11 protein-coding genes are annotated in these 16,056 nt (G+C 62.0%); 5 read left to right on the top strand and 6 right to left on the bottom strand.

Going from position 1 to position 16,056, the window contains the following annotated elements:
• The first annotated feature begins 117 nt into the window (after positions 1–117).
• Positions 118–1,545 carry an NADP-dependent phosphogluconate dehydrogenase gene (gene gndA / locus AC0L2M_RS17210; protein WP_128169650.1) on the top strand — a complete coding sequence of 476 codons (1,428 nt, stop codon included), beginning with the start codon at positions 118–120 and terminating at the stop codon, positions 1,543–1,545.
• 144 nt (positions 1,546–1,689) lie between these two features.
• Here gndA and AC0L2M_RS17205 read toward each other — a convergent pair whose 3' ends face one another.
• Complete coding sequence (locus AC0L2M_RS17205) at positions 1,690–3,885, bottom strand: adenylate/guanylate cyclase domain-containing protein (RefSeq protein ID WP_473535445.1); 2,196 nt, start codon at positions 3,883–3,885, stop codon at positions 1,690–1,692.
• A 371-nt stretch (positions 3,886–4,256) separates the two neighbouring features.
• A complete protein-coding gene (locus tag AC0L2M_RS17200) occupies positions 4,257–4,433 on the bottom strand; it encodes a hypothetical protein (protein WP_084833610.1) in 177 nt (58 codons plus the stop codon).
• Positions 4,434–4,543: 110 nt separating this feature from the next.
• Between AC0L2M_RS17200 and AC0L2M_RS17195 the strand changes: the two genes are divergently transcribed.
• The 4 genes from AC0L2M_RS17195 (at position 4,544) to AC0L2M_RS17180 (ending at position 12,821) form a co-directional block, all read left to right on the top strand.
• The gene (locus AC0L2M_RS17195) at positions 4,544–4,702 is read left to right on the top strand and encodes a hypothetical protein (protein WP_287230153.1); all 159 of its coding nucleotides are present in this window, start codon (positions 4,544–4,546) and stop codon (positions 4,700–4,702) included.
• Between the two features lie 328 nt (positions 4,703–5,030).
• Positions 5,031–6,251, top strand: coding sequence for an MFS transporter (locus tag AC0L2M_RS17190; protein WP_287230151.1), 1,221 nt, complete (start codon positions 5,031–5,033; stop codon positions 6,249–6,251).
• Positions 6,252–6,376: 125 nt separating this feature from the next.
• Positions 6,377–7,870 (top strand): cysteine synthase A, encoded by a 1,494-nt coding sequence (cysK, locus tag AC0L2M_RS17185; protein WP_128169653.1) that lies wholly within the window; start codon positions 6,377–6,379, stop codon positions 7,868–7,870.
• Positions 7,871–8,105: 235 nt separating this feature from the next.
• Positions 8,106–12,821, top strand: a complete 4,716-nt coding sequence (locus AC0L2M_RS17180; RefSeq protein ID WP_473535444.1) for an alpha/beta fold hydrolase — start codon at positions 8,106–8,108, stop codon at positions 12,819–12,821.
• Positions 12,822–12,881: 60 nt separating this feature from the next.
• Here the strand turns inward: AC0L2M_RS17180 and AC0L2M_RS17175 are convergent, their stop codons facing one another.
• The 4 genes from AC0L2M_RS17175 to AC0L2M_RS17160 form a co-directional block, all read right to left on the bottom strand.
• Positions 12,882–13,712, bottom strand: coding sequence for an alpha/beta fold hydrolase (locus AC0L2M_RS17175; RefSeq protein WP_473535443.1), 831 nt, complete (start codon positions 13,710–13,712; stop codon positions 12,882–12,884).
• Between the two features lie 23 nt (positions 13,713–13,735).
• Positions 13,736–13,966 carry a YjiS-like domain-containing protein gene (locus AC0L2M_RS17170; protein ID WP_128169656.1) on the bottom strand — a complete coding sequence of 77 codons (231 nt, stop codon included), beginning with the start codon at positions 13,964–13,966 and terminating at the stop codon, positions 13,736–13,738.
• A gap of 124 nt (positions 13,967–14,090) precedes the next feature.
• Positions 14,091–15,332 carry an NAD(P)-binding domain-containing protein gene (locus AC0L2M_RS17165; RefSeq protein ID WP_023797381.1) on the bottom strand — a complete coding sequence of 414 codons (1,242 nt, stop codon included), beginning with the start codon at positions 15,330–15,332 and terminating at the stop codon, positions 14,091–14,093.
• An 89-nt stretch (positions 15,333–15,421) separates the two neighbouring features.
• Entirely contained in the window at positions 15,422–16,021 is a 600-nt protein-coding gene (locus tag AC0L2M_RS17160) for an OsmC family protein (RefSeq protein ID WP_084833613.1), read from the bottom strand.
• Between the last annotated feature and the right edge of the window lie 35 nt (positions 16,022–16,056).

Genomic DNA, 16,056 nt, shown 5'->3' with positions numbered 1-16,056 from the left:
GAAGGCCCGTCATTCATTTCGGCAAGATTGGCATCTCGACAAGAATGGCATCCCAAGAAGAATGGGCACCGCTACAAATCGCGCCTCAACAAAAGATCCGAAAGCAGGGAAGAAACGATGGAAAAAGCCGAAATCGGCCTGATCGGCCTCGGCACGATGGGCTCCAACCTGGCGCTCAACATCGCCGAGAAGGGGCACCGCATAGCCGTTTTCAACCGCACCGCGGCACGTACCGACGCCTTCGTCGAGAATGCCGGCGCGCTGAAGGACATGGTTGTTCCCTGCTACAGCCTGGAGGAACTCGCCGCCGCCATCCGGCCGCCGCGACCGATCATCATCATGGTGCTGGCCGGCAAGCCGGTCGATGAGCAGATCGCGGCACTGCGCGGCGTGCTGTCGGCCAACGACATCGTCATCGATGCCGGCAACGCCAATTTTCGCGACACGATGCGGCGCTTCTCCGAGCTTTCCGATTCGGGTCTCACCTTCATCGGCATGGGCGTGTCCGGTGGCGAGGAGGGCGCGCGCCATGGACCGTCGATCATGGTCGGCGGCACGGAACAGTCCTGGAAACGCGTCGAAAAGGTGCTGACCGCAATTTCGGCCAAGTTCAGGGATGAGCCCTGTGCCGCATGGCTTGGCACCGATGGCGCCGGGCATTTCGTCAAGACCATCCATAACGGCATCGAATATGCCGACATGCAGATGATCGCCGAGATCTACGGCATCTTGCGCGACGGGTTAGGCATGGGGCCGAAGGAGATCGCACAGGTGTTTGCCGGCTGGAACAAGGGCCGGCTCAACTCCTACCTGATCGAGATCACCGCCAAGGTGCTGGCCGCCGACGATCCGAAGACAGGCAAGCCGGTGGTCGATATCATCCTCGACCGCGCCGGCCAGAAGGGCACCGGCAAATGGTCGGTCATCGAAGCGCAGCAGCTCGGCATTCCGGCCACCGCGATTGAGGCCGCGGTGGCGGCGCGCGTGCTGTCGTCGATCAAGGACGAGCGGCTGGCCGCCGAAAACGCCTATGGCAAAGGCGGCGTGACCACCATTTCCGGAGACAAGGACGCGCTTCTTGGCGATCTCGAACTGGCGCTGTTCGCCGGCAAGATATCAGCCTATGCGCAAGGCTTCGCGGTGATGAGCGGCGCGTCGAAGGAATTCAACTGGAACCTGCCGATGCCGACCATCGCCAAGATCTGGCGGGCAGGCTGCATCATCCGCTCGCAATTGCTGGACACGATGGCGGAAGCCTTCGGCACCGGCGGGGCGGCCACCAATCTTTTGATGGCGCCGGCTTTCATTGCAATGATGCAGGAAGCGCATCCATCGCTGCGGCGCATCGTGGCAGGGGCGTCGGAAGCCGGCTCACCCGTGCCGGCGCTGTCGTCGGCGCTTGCCTATTTCGACAGCTACCGCCAGGGCCGCGGCACCTCGAACCTGATCCAGGCGCAACGCGATTTCTTCGGCGCGCACGGCTTCGAACGCATCGATGGGCCGGGCGCTTTCCATGGCCCGTGGGGCAGCGGAGCGGCAGGTTAGCGCCGCATGCCAGTCGTAGAAACGAGACTCTCCGTGGTCTCAAAGCAGACGTCCCGGTTCAGCGGCAATCGCTCTAATTGGCACCTCAGCTTTACTTCGATAGACGCGGCTCAAGGGTCTCATTCCAGGGACACGTCAAGCCGACTACTTTTCCATCGAATACCGATATTCGCCCCAAGCGTCGACCAAAGTGAACTCGCCGGCCGCCTTCGATGTTTCGTTCCTGCTGCGGAAGACGGCCGCACAGTTGGGTCCCGTGTCTTTCCAGCGATAGCAGATCAAGGAGTTGCCAAGATACTGGATGGTCGCGGTATCCTGGCCAAAGTCCCCCGAAGATTGGATCGTCCCGTTACTGGCTATCACGTCCGTGAAGGATGAGCCGGACCGCATGTCCTTTGCGCGGAGCGTATGCCCGAAGGTCATCGCCTTGATCTCCTCCGAATTCAGCCGATCTACCAACTCGCCATCATATCCAAATGGTAGTTCCGGCAGTCCTGCAGCGGCGAGGTCCTCGAGCTGGCGCTCGAAGACAGCCGAATCCTTGTAAGGTCTTTCAAGATGATTATTCCGTTCGTTCAGTTGGCTCCATTGCGGTTCAGCCTCGAGCGCTTGCTTGAGCGCCCCCCGCGCATCCTCCATGCGGCCGAGGCGGACATAGCTGGTAACCATGTAAAAGCTGGCATCATCACCGAACTGGCGGCTCAGTTCCTGATGTTTTTTTGCGGCCTCTACCGATTTCTCGTACTCGCCAGTCAAGTAGTAAATCCAGGCCAATATGCGTGTGGTCCTTTGGACGGTCGGCTCGATGCGCACGGATTCTTGCACCCATTCCAAGGCCCGGGTCGTGTTGCCTGACGCGGCCTGCACCCGAGACAGGAAGGATAAGGTGTCGGCATCGTAGGGGGCGAGGGCAACGGCGGCTTCGGCGTCCGCAACAGCCCGCTCGAAGTTGCCTTCGAGCCAATGGATGTAGGCCATGAGCTTGCGGCCGCTCCATTGGACACGCGGCGACGTATTCTGTTCGGCAAGAGCTTCTCGTGCGAGTTCCCCGGCTCGCCGATAGTCTGCCGCCCTTTTGTCGGTGTTGAAATTCCAGGGGCGGAAGAAATGATACCAAGCCAGCGAGACGCGCAGCAGCCCGGAGGTCGGGAACTTCTCAAGTCCTTCCCGCCAAATCGCTCCCGCGCGGTCGTGCTCTTCTATGCTTGCAAACCGAGCGAAAATCTCGTGACCGCTGAGGAAGTAGTCGTATTCGCTGAAGTCGGTTTTGTCCTTGCCTTCGGTCCGCTTGTATTCGTATCTCCTGATTGCTCCGCCTTCGCTCGCCAGCGCGTTTGCGATCCTTCCAATGGCCCCGTCCTGAAGGTCGGAGGCTTCGCGTCCGTCGTACCGCTCTGCCCATACGTGGGCATCGGTAGAAACATCGGTCAACTGGGCATTGATGGCCAGCCCACTCCCCTTCTTCTGCACGCTGCCTTCAACTATGTAGTCGACCTTCAAGTCCTGCCCCGGAGTCACGTCGGTAGCATCAAAGCCAAAGCTCGAGTTTTGTGAGAGCACCGTTATGTCGGGAAATCGGGACATTGCGGTAGTGAGGTCCTCGGCGATGACGCGGCCATATGAATCGAGCCCAGGGTCGCCGCTGAAGTTTTGGAAGGCCAGCACCGCTACGGACGGAAAGCCGTCCCGGGCCGGCCCACTCCGTTGCCACTGCCAAAACGCCAGACTGGAAATGACCGCCAACAGCACCGCGCCGATAGCGGCGACGCGGCTGGACCTTCGCGCCAGTGCGTAAAGCCGGCTGGTGATCGGCCGCGGCTTGGCCGCGTCGCCGACGAGAACGCGGTAAACAGAGATTGGCGATGCGATATTCTTAACCCGATGCTCGCCCATAGACTCCAATTTGAAACTGACCTTGCTCGTAAGCTGATCGTAAACGTTGCGCGAGACACAGATCCCGCCAGCCGCCGCAAGCTTCTGAACACGGTCCGCTATATTGACGCCATCGCCAAACAAATTGCCGCCCTCGGAGACGACGTCACCGATGTGGATGCCAATGCGAAACTGTAGCTGCTTATCCAAGGGGACGCGCTCGTTGCGTTGGGCCATATCCTGTTGGATTTGGACGGCGCAAAGGCTCGCTTCAACGGCACTTGGGAATTCGGCGACGACACTGTCCCCGGCACTGTTGAACACCCTTCCTCGGTGGGCTCCAATCAGTGCGTCAATGATCTCGCGATGCGAACGGAGCGCCTCCAGCGTGGCGTCCTCGTCGGCACCCATCAGACGGCTGTAGCCGACAACATCGGCAGAGAGGATTGCAGCCAGTTTGCGTTCCATGGAAGCCTGTCGCCCGCCAACGGCCTGGAAGATAACCCTAAAGATATCATACAAGCAGGGGATGAGCACCGCTGAAGCGGATGACTATGCTCCTTTGGAGTACGGAGCGAGCCGCTCACCCACGGCAAGACCACCCCGCTCAAGCAAGTCCGCCGTGACCCCGCACGACTTACGTGGGGCAATTCGCGACCTGTGGCCGAGCAGGTTGAACGTCTAGATCCTGGTTGCGAAGCCAGAAGCTGGCAGTCCGCTCTCGGCCCCAAACTGGAACGGCTATAAGGCTCCACCCGGGGGGCGAAGCTGACGCTATAGTTACCTTCCCCGTCAGATCAGGCGAGTATTCTTGTATCAGGCTTGCCTCGGATACCTGGTCAGTCTTCCTTCAAATCTTCGGCTTCGTCCTTCAGCTTCTGCCAGTCGGCACCGTGCTTGCGAAGCAGTGTTCGCGCCTGTTTCGGTGTCACGTCTGACACTTCCGTCAGGTGCTCAACTTCAAGATCGGCCCCCTTCTTAACCCGGCTCGTTTTGGTCGATTTTTTTCGGGCCATCTCTGCGTCTCCTCACCAATCGATCATAGGCAACGGGCACTGTTCATTGCGGTTCCCGTCCCTTGGAACAAACCGCCGTCCGTCGGGTTACTGAGCCGAAGGAGACCCCTATGCTTAGATTCTTGATCGGCCTTGGCGCGCTGTTCGCGGCATTTCAAATCGGCCGTGAGTTCGGTCGCACCGAGGCGGAGGTTATGCAGCTTCCGCCTATCGATGACGAGCGTCGCCCGACGGCAAGAAACGAAGCAGAATTGGGCGAGCCGACCTAGGCGTTTGCTCATTGTCATTCACCGGCTTCAGGTCAGGCCGAATCTTCCACAGTTCGGCCCAACTGATGCGGCGCTTCTGTTTCTGCGGCTTTGCGGCACCTTGAATTTCTCTACACACGGCAGCGTGCGGCACTTACCCCACAAGGAAGGAGATTGGAGGTTTCTATGTAGCCGTTTCCACGGTCCGCATTATAATTTTCCACGCTGACGCACACGCCTGCTTCCATACCCCTGGCCGATGACAGCCTCGAAGAAGTCTTTCGAGGGCAGGAACATTTCGAATCGTCAATCATCACCGACTCGAGGCAGGGCGCCTCTGGGCAGCGCAATGCCGCTGCGCGGTCTTTTGGCCGCGGCCGGCGCTACGACCGCGATGGCATTCGGATTTGGCAGCCTAGCTCTGACATCCGTCTTCATCAGACCGCTTGAGGCGGAGTTTGGCTGGTCGAGAGCCGACATCAGCCTTGCCTACACGCTGTCAAGCATCGGCATGGCGGTGGGCGGGCTGCTCTGGGGCCGGCTGTCGGATCGCGTGAGTATCAAAACCCTGCTATTCATCGGCTCGGCCGGCATGGTGATCGCGCTCGCCGCGCTTTCCTTCGCCTGTTCGCTCTGGCAGATCTATGCGGCCAATTTCGTCTTGGGCGGGATAGGCTTTGCGTGTCTCTACGCGCCGGTACTTGCCGTAACCGGGCACTGGTTCGACCGCCGCCGCGGCCTGGCGATAGGGATCGTCACAGCAGGCGGAGCCTTGGGTCAGGGCATAATGCCCTACGCCGCAAATGCCCTGATCGACGGCGTCGGCTGGCGCCTCGCATACGCGATCATGGCGGCGGCGACGCTGGCCGCGCTGGCGATCTCCATGCCGGCGGTGCAGGCGCCGCCCGTCGATCGTGTGGTTGCCGCACCGGTGCAGTCTTCAGCAAGACCAGGTTTCCAAGGTGGCCGGCTTTCTCCGATGACGCTGCTATCTGCCGCAGCCTTTCTCTGCTGCGCCTGCATGGGCTTCCCGCTGATACACCTCACAAGTTTCGTCACGGCCGTGTGCGGGTCTTCGGACGTCGGATCGCTTAGTCTGCTGATCGCCATGCTGTTCGGCGGCATCGGGCGGATCGCATTCGGGCTCCTCGCCGACCGGGCAGGCAATCTTGCCGCCTATGCCCTCGCGTCCTTCATTCAGACGGCATGCGTTGCGATTTTTCCAGCGCTGGACCAGCAGCTGAGCCTACTGGCGCTGTCGTCGGTTTTCGGCTTCGGCTTTGCCGGAAACATGACGTGCCTGATCCTTTGCGTGCGCCAATTTGCGCCAGCCGAACGCTTTGGCCAGTCACTCGGCATCGTCATGCTGATCGGCTGGGTGGGCATGGGCGTGGCCGGTTATTTCGGCGGCTTCGTCTATGACAGCTTCGGCAGCTATGGCCCCGCGTTCCTGGGGGCATTTGTCGCAGGCGCGGCCAATCTCGTGATTTTGGGCGTATTGGCAGCGTCATCCGGCGCGAGAGCGCAGATACCATGCGGCCGACTTCCGAACCCTGCGATGAGCCTTTGATTCAAACGTCGAAATCCACTTAATTCCACGGTGGTTCGAACGCTGCAGACCACGGTCGTCCTGCCAACCTCAGAGATCGATGAGACTGGCGGAGCACCGTCGTCACCAATCAAGGACCAGCTGAGATGAGCAGTATCTACGACAGCATTCTCGACACGATCGGCGATACGCCGGTCGTTCGCCTTTCCCGCATCAACAACGGCACCGCTTCGCTCTATGCCAAGATCGAGGCGTTCAATCCTGGCGGCTCGATCAAGGACCGTTTTGCCGCCGCGGTCATCGAAGAGGCGGAGGGTTCCGGTGCACTTCGGCCTGGCCAGACGGTGATCGAGGCGACGAGCGGCAACACGGGCATAGGACTTGCCATGGTTTGTGCGAGGAAAGGCTACCCGCTCGTCATCGTCATGCCGGAAAACGCCAGCGTCGAACGCCGCAAGCTGATGCGTTTCTTCGGTGCCAAGGTCGTGTTAACCCCTGCCGTCGAGCGCGGCAGCGGCATGCTTGCCAAGGCGGTCGAGTTGGCCGGATTGCACGGCTGGTTCCTCTGCCGGCAATTCGAGACGCCCGTCAACGCCGATATCCATGCCCGCACGACTGCGCTCGAAATCCTCGCGGCATTCCAAGACCGTCCACTCGACTACTGGGTTACCGGCACCGGGACCGGCGGAACGCTTGCCGGTGTGGCGCGAGTGCTCAAGCGCGAGCGCCCGGAAACGCGGATCATCGTCTGCGAGCCTGACAATTCGGCGCTGCTGTCGAGTGGCATTCCGCAAAGCTTCGACGAACAAGGACTGCCGACACGGGCGCATACTCGCTTCCGGCCGCACCCGATGCAGGGGTGGAGCCCTGATTTCATTCCGCAGATCGTAGGCAAAGCTATGGCTGACGATCTCGTGGACGAAATCCTGCCCGTTTCAGGCGCCAGCGCTCTGAAAGCCGCGCGCCGGCTTGCGACGGAAGAAGGAATACTGGCTGGCATCTCCGGCGGGGCAACCTTGAGCGGGGCACTGGAAATCGCTCGACGCGTCGGCCCGGACCGGAACGTGCTGTGTATGTTGCCTGATACGGGGGAGCGGTATCTCAGTACGATCCTCTTCGATAACATCAGCGAGGAAATGTCGGCAGCCGAAGAGGCGATCTCTCACTCCACACCCGGCTACCGCTTCGACCGGCCGCCGTCCTTCGTCCTTTCATCGGCACCCGTGAACGAAATCCAAATCGAACCGTCGGCGCATGCGCTAGTCGATGAGGCGATCCATGATCCGGAGCGTCCGGTGGTCATGTTCGCTCTGACATGGTGCGAATTCTGCTGGACGGTAAGAAAGCTCTTCGACCGTGCCGGAATCGCCTACAGGTCCATCGAAATCGATACTCCGGAATTCCAGAAGAACGGCCTGGACGGGGAAATCCGCAAGGCCCTGAGGGCCCGGATCGGTTCGCCCACAATCCCGCAGGTCTTCGTCGGCGGCGAGCATATCGGTGGCTGCATGGATACGCTTGCGGCCTGGCGGGACGGCACGCTCGCCGCCCGGCTGGAGTTCGTCGGCGCACACTACACGTCCGGCGCATGCGCAAATCCCGAGAGCCTGCTGCCCCGATGGGTGCGCGCGGCAGCGTGAGATCCCGCCTCCCGGCTGTTTGGAGCGTCGTCGTCATCACCAAAGCGAGTCGAAACGGGCGTGATCCCGTTCGGCTCGGCTTCACCTGCACTTGTCGGTGTCGGCTTCCCCACAAACAAAAGAGCAAATCAGAGCGCAAGCGGAAACCTCGCGCTTCTGAAACGAACGCTCTCTGCAGCGGCACGGACTTGATACAATCCATCGCTAATTTAGCAGGCGCACTGGGATTGGCAAAGTGTCGCTCGAAATTCGCGTTCTTGGAGATCTGACCGTCCTTCGCCATGGCGAGGTCGTTTCCTTGCCGCCTTCGAAAAAGACGCGGGCGCTGCTGGCCTATCTTGCGCTCGTAGAGCGCCCGCAGCGGCGCGAGCGCCTTTGCGAAATGTTCTGGGAGGTACCGGACGATCCTCGCGGCGCCCTGCGCTGGAGTCTCTCCAAGATAAGGCAGGTCGTCGACTTCGGGAACAGCGGAATTCTGGAAGCCGACCGCAGCGTAGTTCGCCTGAACACCAGCGAAATCGTGCTGGACATCGCGCCGCTCCGCGGCCTCGATGTTCGTGACATAGAGGCTCTCGATCGGGAGAAACTGGAGGCCCTCGCTGGGGCGTTCCGCGGATGTTTCCTGGATGATCTCTCACTGCCGCGCTGTCCGGAATTCGAAGCTTGGCGCATTGCGACCGCCGACGAACTGCACGTGACGCATCTGCGCATCCTTCGGGTGCTCGTCGACAGGCTGGCGGATGAGCCGGCGCGTGCTCTTACGCACGCGCATGTCCTGCATGGGTTGGAGCCCGAGGACGAGGCTCTTCGGGCGGACATCCGCCGGCTGAGCGAGGCAGCACGGCAATCCGCCATGGTCCAGAGCCGCGCTTTGAGAACCGACACCGGGACCGCTCCCACCGGTGAGACCGTCACTCCGCCGGTTTGGCCGGCGGCGGAGATGGATCTCTCCCCTTTGCCGGAGCGGGCCCTCGCGCAGGAGATCCGCCGGTGCACTACTCCGGACGGCGCGCGCCTGGCCTATTCCTTGAGTGGTCAAGGCCCTCCTTTGGTAAGGGCAGCCCACTGGATGTCCCATCTCGAGCTCGAATGGGACAGTCCGGTGTGGAAGCATTGGATCGAGGGCCTTTCCTCGCACTACCAGCTGATACGCTACGACCAGCGCGGCAACGGCCTGTCGGACCGGTATCCGGCCGACCTATCCTTTGATGCCATGGTCGCCGACCTGGAGAGCATCATCGATGCGGCCGGTCTGCGCCGCGTTTCCCTGCTCGGCATTTCCCAGGGGTGCGCCGTTTCGATAGCCTATGCCGCCCGGCATCCCGAGCGCGTCGCGGGGATGGTGCTGTATGGCGGATTTGCCAAAGGCTGGCGCAAACGGGGCAGTCAGCGCGAAATAGCGCGCCGCGAGGCCATGGGAGCGCTGATACAGGAGGGCTGGGGCCAAGACGACCCGGTGTTCCGGCAGATGTTCACCTCCCTCTTCATTCCGGAAGCAACGCCGGAACAGAGGAACTGGTATAACGAACTGCAACGCAACACCGTCTCGCCGGAGATTGCCCATCGCATCTTCGAGGAAGGCGCAGTAATCGACGTGGACGAGCTGTTACCGCGGATTCGCGTTCCAACCCTGGTGATGCATGCCACGAGGGACGCGGTCATTCCGTTCGATCACGGCCAGGCGATGGCCGGCAAAATCCCCGGCGCCCGTTTCGTCGCGCTCGACAGCGTCAACCACGTGTTACTTGGCCATGAACCGGCATTCGCAACCTTCGTGGACGAAACGCGTCGTTTCCTTGCCGACCCCGAACAGACGCAGCAACTGGCAGGCCCTCCGGCGTCCTTGGGGATCAACCGCTCGCGGCAGTACATCACAGTGCTGGCCACGGAAGTGATCAGTCCCATGCATCTCCTCGAAACGGAGGACCCAGAAGTGGCAATCCGCGAATTCCAGCCCGTCGAGGATCGCGTGATACAAGTCGTGGAGAGCCATGGCGGCGTCGTCACGTCGGCTGCTGACGGGACAATCACCGCAGCATTCGGCCTCGCTCGCGCCACCGAGGACCACGCTTATCTTGCATGCCGCGCCGCGCTTGCGGCCAAGCTAGCTGTGGAGGAGCTTTCCCAGGGCGGGATCCAGTTGAGGGCCGGAATAGACACCGGCGAGTTGATCGTACGGCAGCAATGGACGACCGAAGCCAGCAAGGTTGAACTGGCCGGAGCCGCGCCGCGTGCAGCCAACCGGCTGATGCGTGCCTTGCACCGTGCGACGATCGCCGCAACAGGCCGGGCGCGCGCCGCCGCCGGGGGCTATGTGCAGATGCACCGCTTAGCGCATTCGGAGTATCCGCAACTTGGCCGCGACGAACGCATTTACGAGCTTTTGGGCGAAAATCACGCTCTGTCGCGCTGGCACCTGAGGGCCAACCGCGGCCTTACCGGACTGGTGGCGCGCGAGCTCGAGCTCAAAATCCTCCTTGCAACCTGGCGCCGCGTCCGGGAGGGCCACGGCCAGGTCGTCGGGATCGTCGCCGACCCCGGCATCGGCAAGTCGAGGCTTGCCCATGAATTTCTCTCCCTCGACGAGGTGGCCGGTTTTACTGTGCTTGAATGCGGCGGTCTGGAGTTTGATTCGTCAGTTACTCTGGGCGCCGTAAAGAAGCTGCTGCTCTCGGCTTGTGGCATTCGCGGCGAAGACGGCTTGGCGGAAGCCCAGCGCCTGTTTGCCTTCAAACAGGCGGAACTGGACCTGGATCCACGTCATACGGCGCCGCTTTGCTTCCTCGCGGACCTGCCGATCAACGATTCTTCCTGGCCGCATCTCGATGCGCGGGAGCGGACCTCACGGGTATCCGAGGCGATGAGCGCTTTCCTCGTTGCCTTGAGTCAGGCCTCGCCCGTGGCCGTTCTTATCGAGGATCTGCACTGGATCGATGCCGAGAGCGAGGCCGTAATGAACAGGCTGGTCGAGGTCATGGGCGCCAACCGTATCATGCTGCTCGCCACCTACAGGCCGCAGTACCGGCACGAATGGAACCGCCGCGGCTATTTCCAGCAGGTAAGGCTGGAGCGGTTCGCGCGGGACGAAATGGAGCAATTCCTTACCGAATTGCTGGGATCCGATCCTAGCCTCGGGGAACTTCGGCAATCGCTTGCCGAGCGGGCCGAGGGCACGCCGCTGTTTCTGGAGGAAATGGTGCGCGGACTGGTTGCGGATGGTGTCCTTGCCGGCCAGTCGGGCTGCTACGAGCTCAAGAGACCCGTGGAATCCATCACCATCCCGTCGACGGTTCAATCGCTCATCGCCGCACGCATCCAGCAGCTGGGTGACTCGGAAAGGCAGATACTCCAAGTCGCTTCGGTTATCGGCAAGAATGTTCCGTATCCGCTGCTGAGGGCGCTCTCGCCGCTACCGGCGGCCGAGCTGGAGGCATGTCTGGCCAAACTGCAGAGTTTGGAATTCCTGTTCGAGGTCCAGAGCTATCCTCACGTGGAATATACGTTCAAGCACGCGTTGACGCTCAAGGTGACCTACGAATCGCTGCTGGCGGAGGACCGAAAAAGGCTGCATCGGGCTGCATTGGTTGCAATGGACAGACTCTATGCCGGATCGCTGAATCACCACATCGAGGAACTGGCCGAACACGCGCTTCGTGCCGAGGCATGGGAACCTGCCGCGGATTATCTGCTGCAAGCGGCGGGTCGGGCTGAGGAACGCTCGGCCTATTCCGCCGCGGTCCAGTTCCTCGAAAACGCCCGCAAAGCAGTCACCGCATTGCCCCGGAATCCCAAAACTCTCGCCCAGGCGATCAACCTGCGGGTGCGGATGCGGCCCGCCTACGGCGCGCTTGGTGCCTACCGGAAGGCGCTGCCGCAGCTGTTGGAAGCGCGCGAACTGGCCATGGAACTGGGCGACCCGCAACTCATCTCCGACGTGTTGCTCCACTTGAGCTATCTAAACAGCTCCCACGGCCGCTACGAGGAGGCGCTGGAACCGGCCGACACACTCAAGCGCGGCGCGATGGCAAATGGCGTGCAGCGCTGCATAAGCGAGTCGGATCTGGCCACCTCACAGGCGCTTCTGATCCGCAGCGAGGCGCGGCAGGTGCTGGAGCGCCTTGTTCCGCATGAGGAGAGGTTCACCAAAGCCTGGCGTCTGGAGCGTTTCGGACAGCTCGGTGCGCGTGCGGTTTGGTATCTGGGGCATCGCGCGCAGGCGGAAGCGCGCCTTGGCCGGTTCGACGATGCGGAGCGTTCGCTTGCGGGATTGCAGAAGGTCGCCGCCGAAGTGGCGCGCCCGATCGACAGCTGCGCGGCCGCCTATTTTACCGGTGTGGTGGGCGTCCTGCGCGGGCCCGATCCGGCGCTTGTCGAGGCGCTGCAGTTTTGGTCCTCCGAAGCCGCGACCAGCGCATTTATCCTACTCCGGCCATGGCTGTTGACTGTGCTCGGGCATGCGGAATTCCTGCTCGGCCGCAACTACGACGCGGGCGCCACCTTGGAAATGGCAGTGACCGAGGCTGAGCGGCTCGATCTTGCCCAGTTCGAATGTCACGCGCGCGCGGTGCTCGCATGCGTGCGTACGCGCCTCTGTGAGCCGGAAGCTGCGGCCAATCTCGGCCATGCGCTCGAGCTTGCGCGCGGACGCGGCGACCCGTGGAGCGAGGTCATGGTACTGCGCGGCCTTGCGGAACTCAAACCTTCCAGATCTGCCATTAACTGGCTCGAACAGGCCTGCGATCTTGCCCGGCGGGTTGAATTACGGCCGGAGCTTGCCCGCTCCTTGCTAGCTCTCGGGCTGGCGAAGCGGCGCGGTAAAATCGCTGGTGCGGATGCCACTCTCGCGGAAGCGAGCAAGCTATACGCCGAAATGCAGATGCGGGAAGATTTCTCTGACACGGAGGACCCGGCCGGAAATATCGTGCGCGATCGCATAGCCGCTACGGTGTGATTCCTCCGCATCCAAGGATCTGCTTCGAAGGTTTGCGCTGCCTAGGCGAGCAAGCCGCGGTCACGCAGCTCGCGATCCTGCGGTATCATGGAACAATATCTGCCGGACCAAACGATCCGCCACCAGGTCTGCGTGGGTCAGCGGCCCCATGTGTCCGGCGCCAGGAACAATCGCCCCGATCGCGGCCGGAACGCGAGAAACCAGTTCGCAGGCGATGAGCCGCGTCGGAACTGGTGCAAATTCGCCACGCAGTATCAAGACCGGAAAGCCAAATCGGGCATATTCGCTCGCCGGCGTCGACTCGTGGATCAACGCGTGGAAGTCGAGGCTGGCCTTCGGCAGAAACCGCACGAGTGCCGCCTGAAGTTCCGGCTTCATCGCGTCGAAGGTGCCGGCTCCGCTCCAGTAGTCGATGAAACGAGCTGTCGCGGCCAGGTAGCTACCGTTGATCAAGCTGTCGTGTATCGCGCCTGCGATCGACGAGATTTCGCCGAGCGCCTCGTGGCCCTCAGAGTCCAGCTGGCGCAGCAGGTGAAAGGCAGACGGTTCATAAAGGGAGAGGCTGGCCAGTCTGTCTGGACGCATCGCTGCTATATGCAGGGCCAATCCACCACCATAGGAATGGCCAACAAGATGCACAGGCCCGTCATGGTGGTCGATCATCTCCAGGATCCCGGCGGCTTCGTCGGCCAAACGGAAAGTGCCGGCACCATTCCAGGTGCCGGCGCCCGGTGCCCCGATCAAATCGGGTGCGATGAACCGGTAGCTGTCATCGAGCCGCTCCGCCAGGTTGCGCCACTGCCGTCCGCTGCCGCCGGAGCAGTGCAGGGCGATGGCAAGCGGTGCGTGGCACGCTTTATGCGAGACGCAGAACGTCGATGCGGCGCTCATCGGACGACCTCCTTCGTGCCGGCTCAAGGCCGGGTGCGGCGGCTGGGATCACGCCCGGCAAAGGAGGTGATCGAGTTGATCTCGGAGCGGGTGATGCCGACGTCGCGCAGGATGTAGTCCGGCAACTCATAAAGCTGTCGACGGTCCCGCTGGATGCGAATGGAACGCCAGACTGCGGCCAGCATTGTTCCGCCAGCCCAGCGCAAACCTCGCGTTGTGGTGAGGGACAGGGATGGGTTCACCATTGCACTCATTTGATTTTCTCCATGGTTGCGGGCGCTGACTGCGGCGCCAGTGGAGCCCCTTGTCGTGGTCTGCCGTGAGCGTCACCGTTGAAGGCAACGTCGATTTTTGCCGCGCCAGCGTTGTATTCGGCGGTCAGGCCGCGGCTCGGCGGGAGGCGTTGAGAAACATTGCCACGTGGGCCGCCAGCGCCTCCGCATCGCGGCCGACGCCGTCAAGGAAGCTGGAGCTTCGATGGCGCATGAAATTGAGGCCGAGCACGTAAAGTCCCGGATACGCGCAGACGCCACCATCGTTCTGAATTTCGCCCCGGCCATCGAACACATCCAGTTTCAGCCATGGGTATTCCCGGCGATAGCCGGTGGCCCATATGACGGTCTCGATACCTTGGTCGATGAGATCGATTTCGGTCGGTTCGGCGCTCAGGATCAGGCTCGGAATGGAACCGGGACCGATGGAGTAGCGGCCCTCGCCGGCGGCCGCGCGGTCTATATTGGCCAGCACGCGCCTCAGCGTACGTTCCGCCGCCATGGTCGTGTCGGCGAGATCGCCATTGAACCGAATGCGTGTATCGTAAGCGGCAACCGCTCGACCAACAAGACGAACGCCTTGCTCCCGAAGGCCGGCGAGGTCGAGCGACCTGCGCTCGGGTGTACCTATTAGCTGCAGCGACGGCTGCCGCCGTGCCGCAGCTAGATCCGAAACTTCGGCGACGGGCTTGGCAAGCATTCCCAGCCGGTCGAGCCACCACAGGATGTCGTGCCCGTGGTAAAGCCTCGGCAGGCGTGTATGACTGCCGACCGACAGGGTTACCGGGCGCCCGGAGCGATGGATCTCCTCCGCGAGTTGTATTCCCGTCGCGGAGGCCCCGGCCACGAGAACGCCGCCCTGAGCCAGCTGCCGAGGATTGCGATAGTCCCGCGGCACGATCTGCCTGACACGGGAGGAGATCTGCTTTGCGATTGGCGGAATCCGCGGCCTGTCACTGTATCCGGTCGCAACTACCACCGCACGCACGCTCCATTGACCGCGATCGGTCAGCAGCCGGAAGCCTCCGTCGATCCTTTCGGTCGAAAGCACCTCTACACCGTCCACTACCGGCGCGGTGATCGAGCATGCGTAATTCTCCAAGAACCCGACGGTCTCAGCCATTGTCATGAAACCGTCGGGATCGGCCCCGCGATAGCCGCCGCCGGGCAGGCGCGTCATCCAGTTGGGCGTCAGCAGGCGGAGGGAATCCCACCGTTCGCTGCGCCAGCGCTCCGCGATCCGGCCACGCTCCAGCACGACGTGGCAGACCCCGCGCTCTGACAGGCACCGGCTCATGGCTAGACCCGCCTGCCCGGCACCAATAATGGCCACGTCTGTACATTGCATTGAATTCGCGCCTTGTAAGCAGGGGGCAACAGATCGCCGGCGCCATCCTTTCCAGGACAAGGCCGGCGATATTGCACTTCCGACCAAAGTCAGCCTTTCACGGCAACCGAGACCGGCACGCCGTTGGTCAGCACGTCGAACACCGCGGAACGGGCGCGCGACTGCATTACGATTTCCTCGAGCTTCTCAGCCGGAGCATCGCCCTTGATCTTGAAGGAGATACGGATGCCTTGGTAGCCGTTGCGGACCTCGTTGGAGATGCCGAGGATGCCGCGAAGGTCGATGTCGCCTTCGACGGTCGATTCCACCTCATGCAGCGTAACCCCGCGCACGGCCGCGATGTTCGCGATGCCGGCCGTGAGGCAGGAAGCAAGCGCGTGGAGGAGGTATTCGACCGGCGTCGGGCCGTTGTCTGTGCCGCACAGGACCGCTGGATGGTCGCTGTCGGCCTGGTAGGCCATCATGTGAGACTGCTCCGCGCCGGCGCCGAAGAAGTTGGCCATCGTGCTGCTGCTGTGGGTGCCGGCAATCCAGCGGCTCTTGGCACGGAATTTGAACTGGGCAAGCTCCGGCTGCCCCGCGACGGCGTTGATGGTGGCCAGAAGGGTGGGCGTGTCGACGCCGTTCCTCGGCTCCCGCGGCGCCTTCTTAACGGGAGACTTTTCCATGATCATTGTATCATCCTGCATGTCATTCACTCCTGGGTTCGAATGTTGCGCGACCG

Source organism: Mesorhizobium sp. WSM4806 (assembly GCF_055811635.1).
This window is presented reverse-complemented; position numbering and strand designations above follow the sequence as displayed.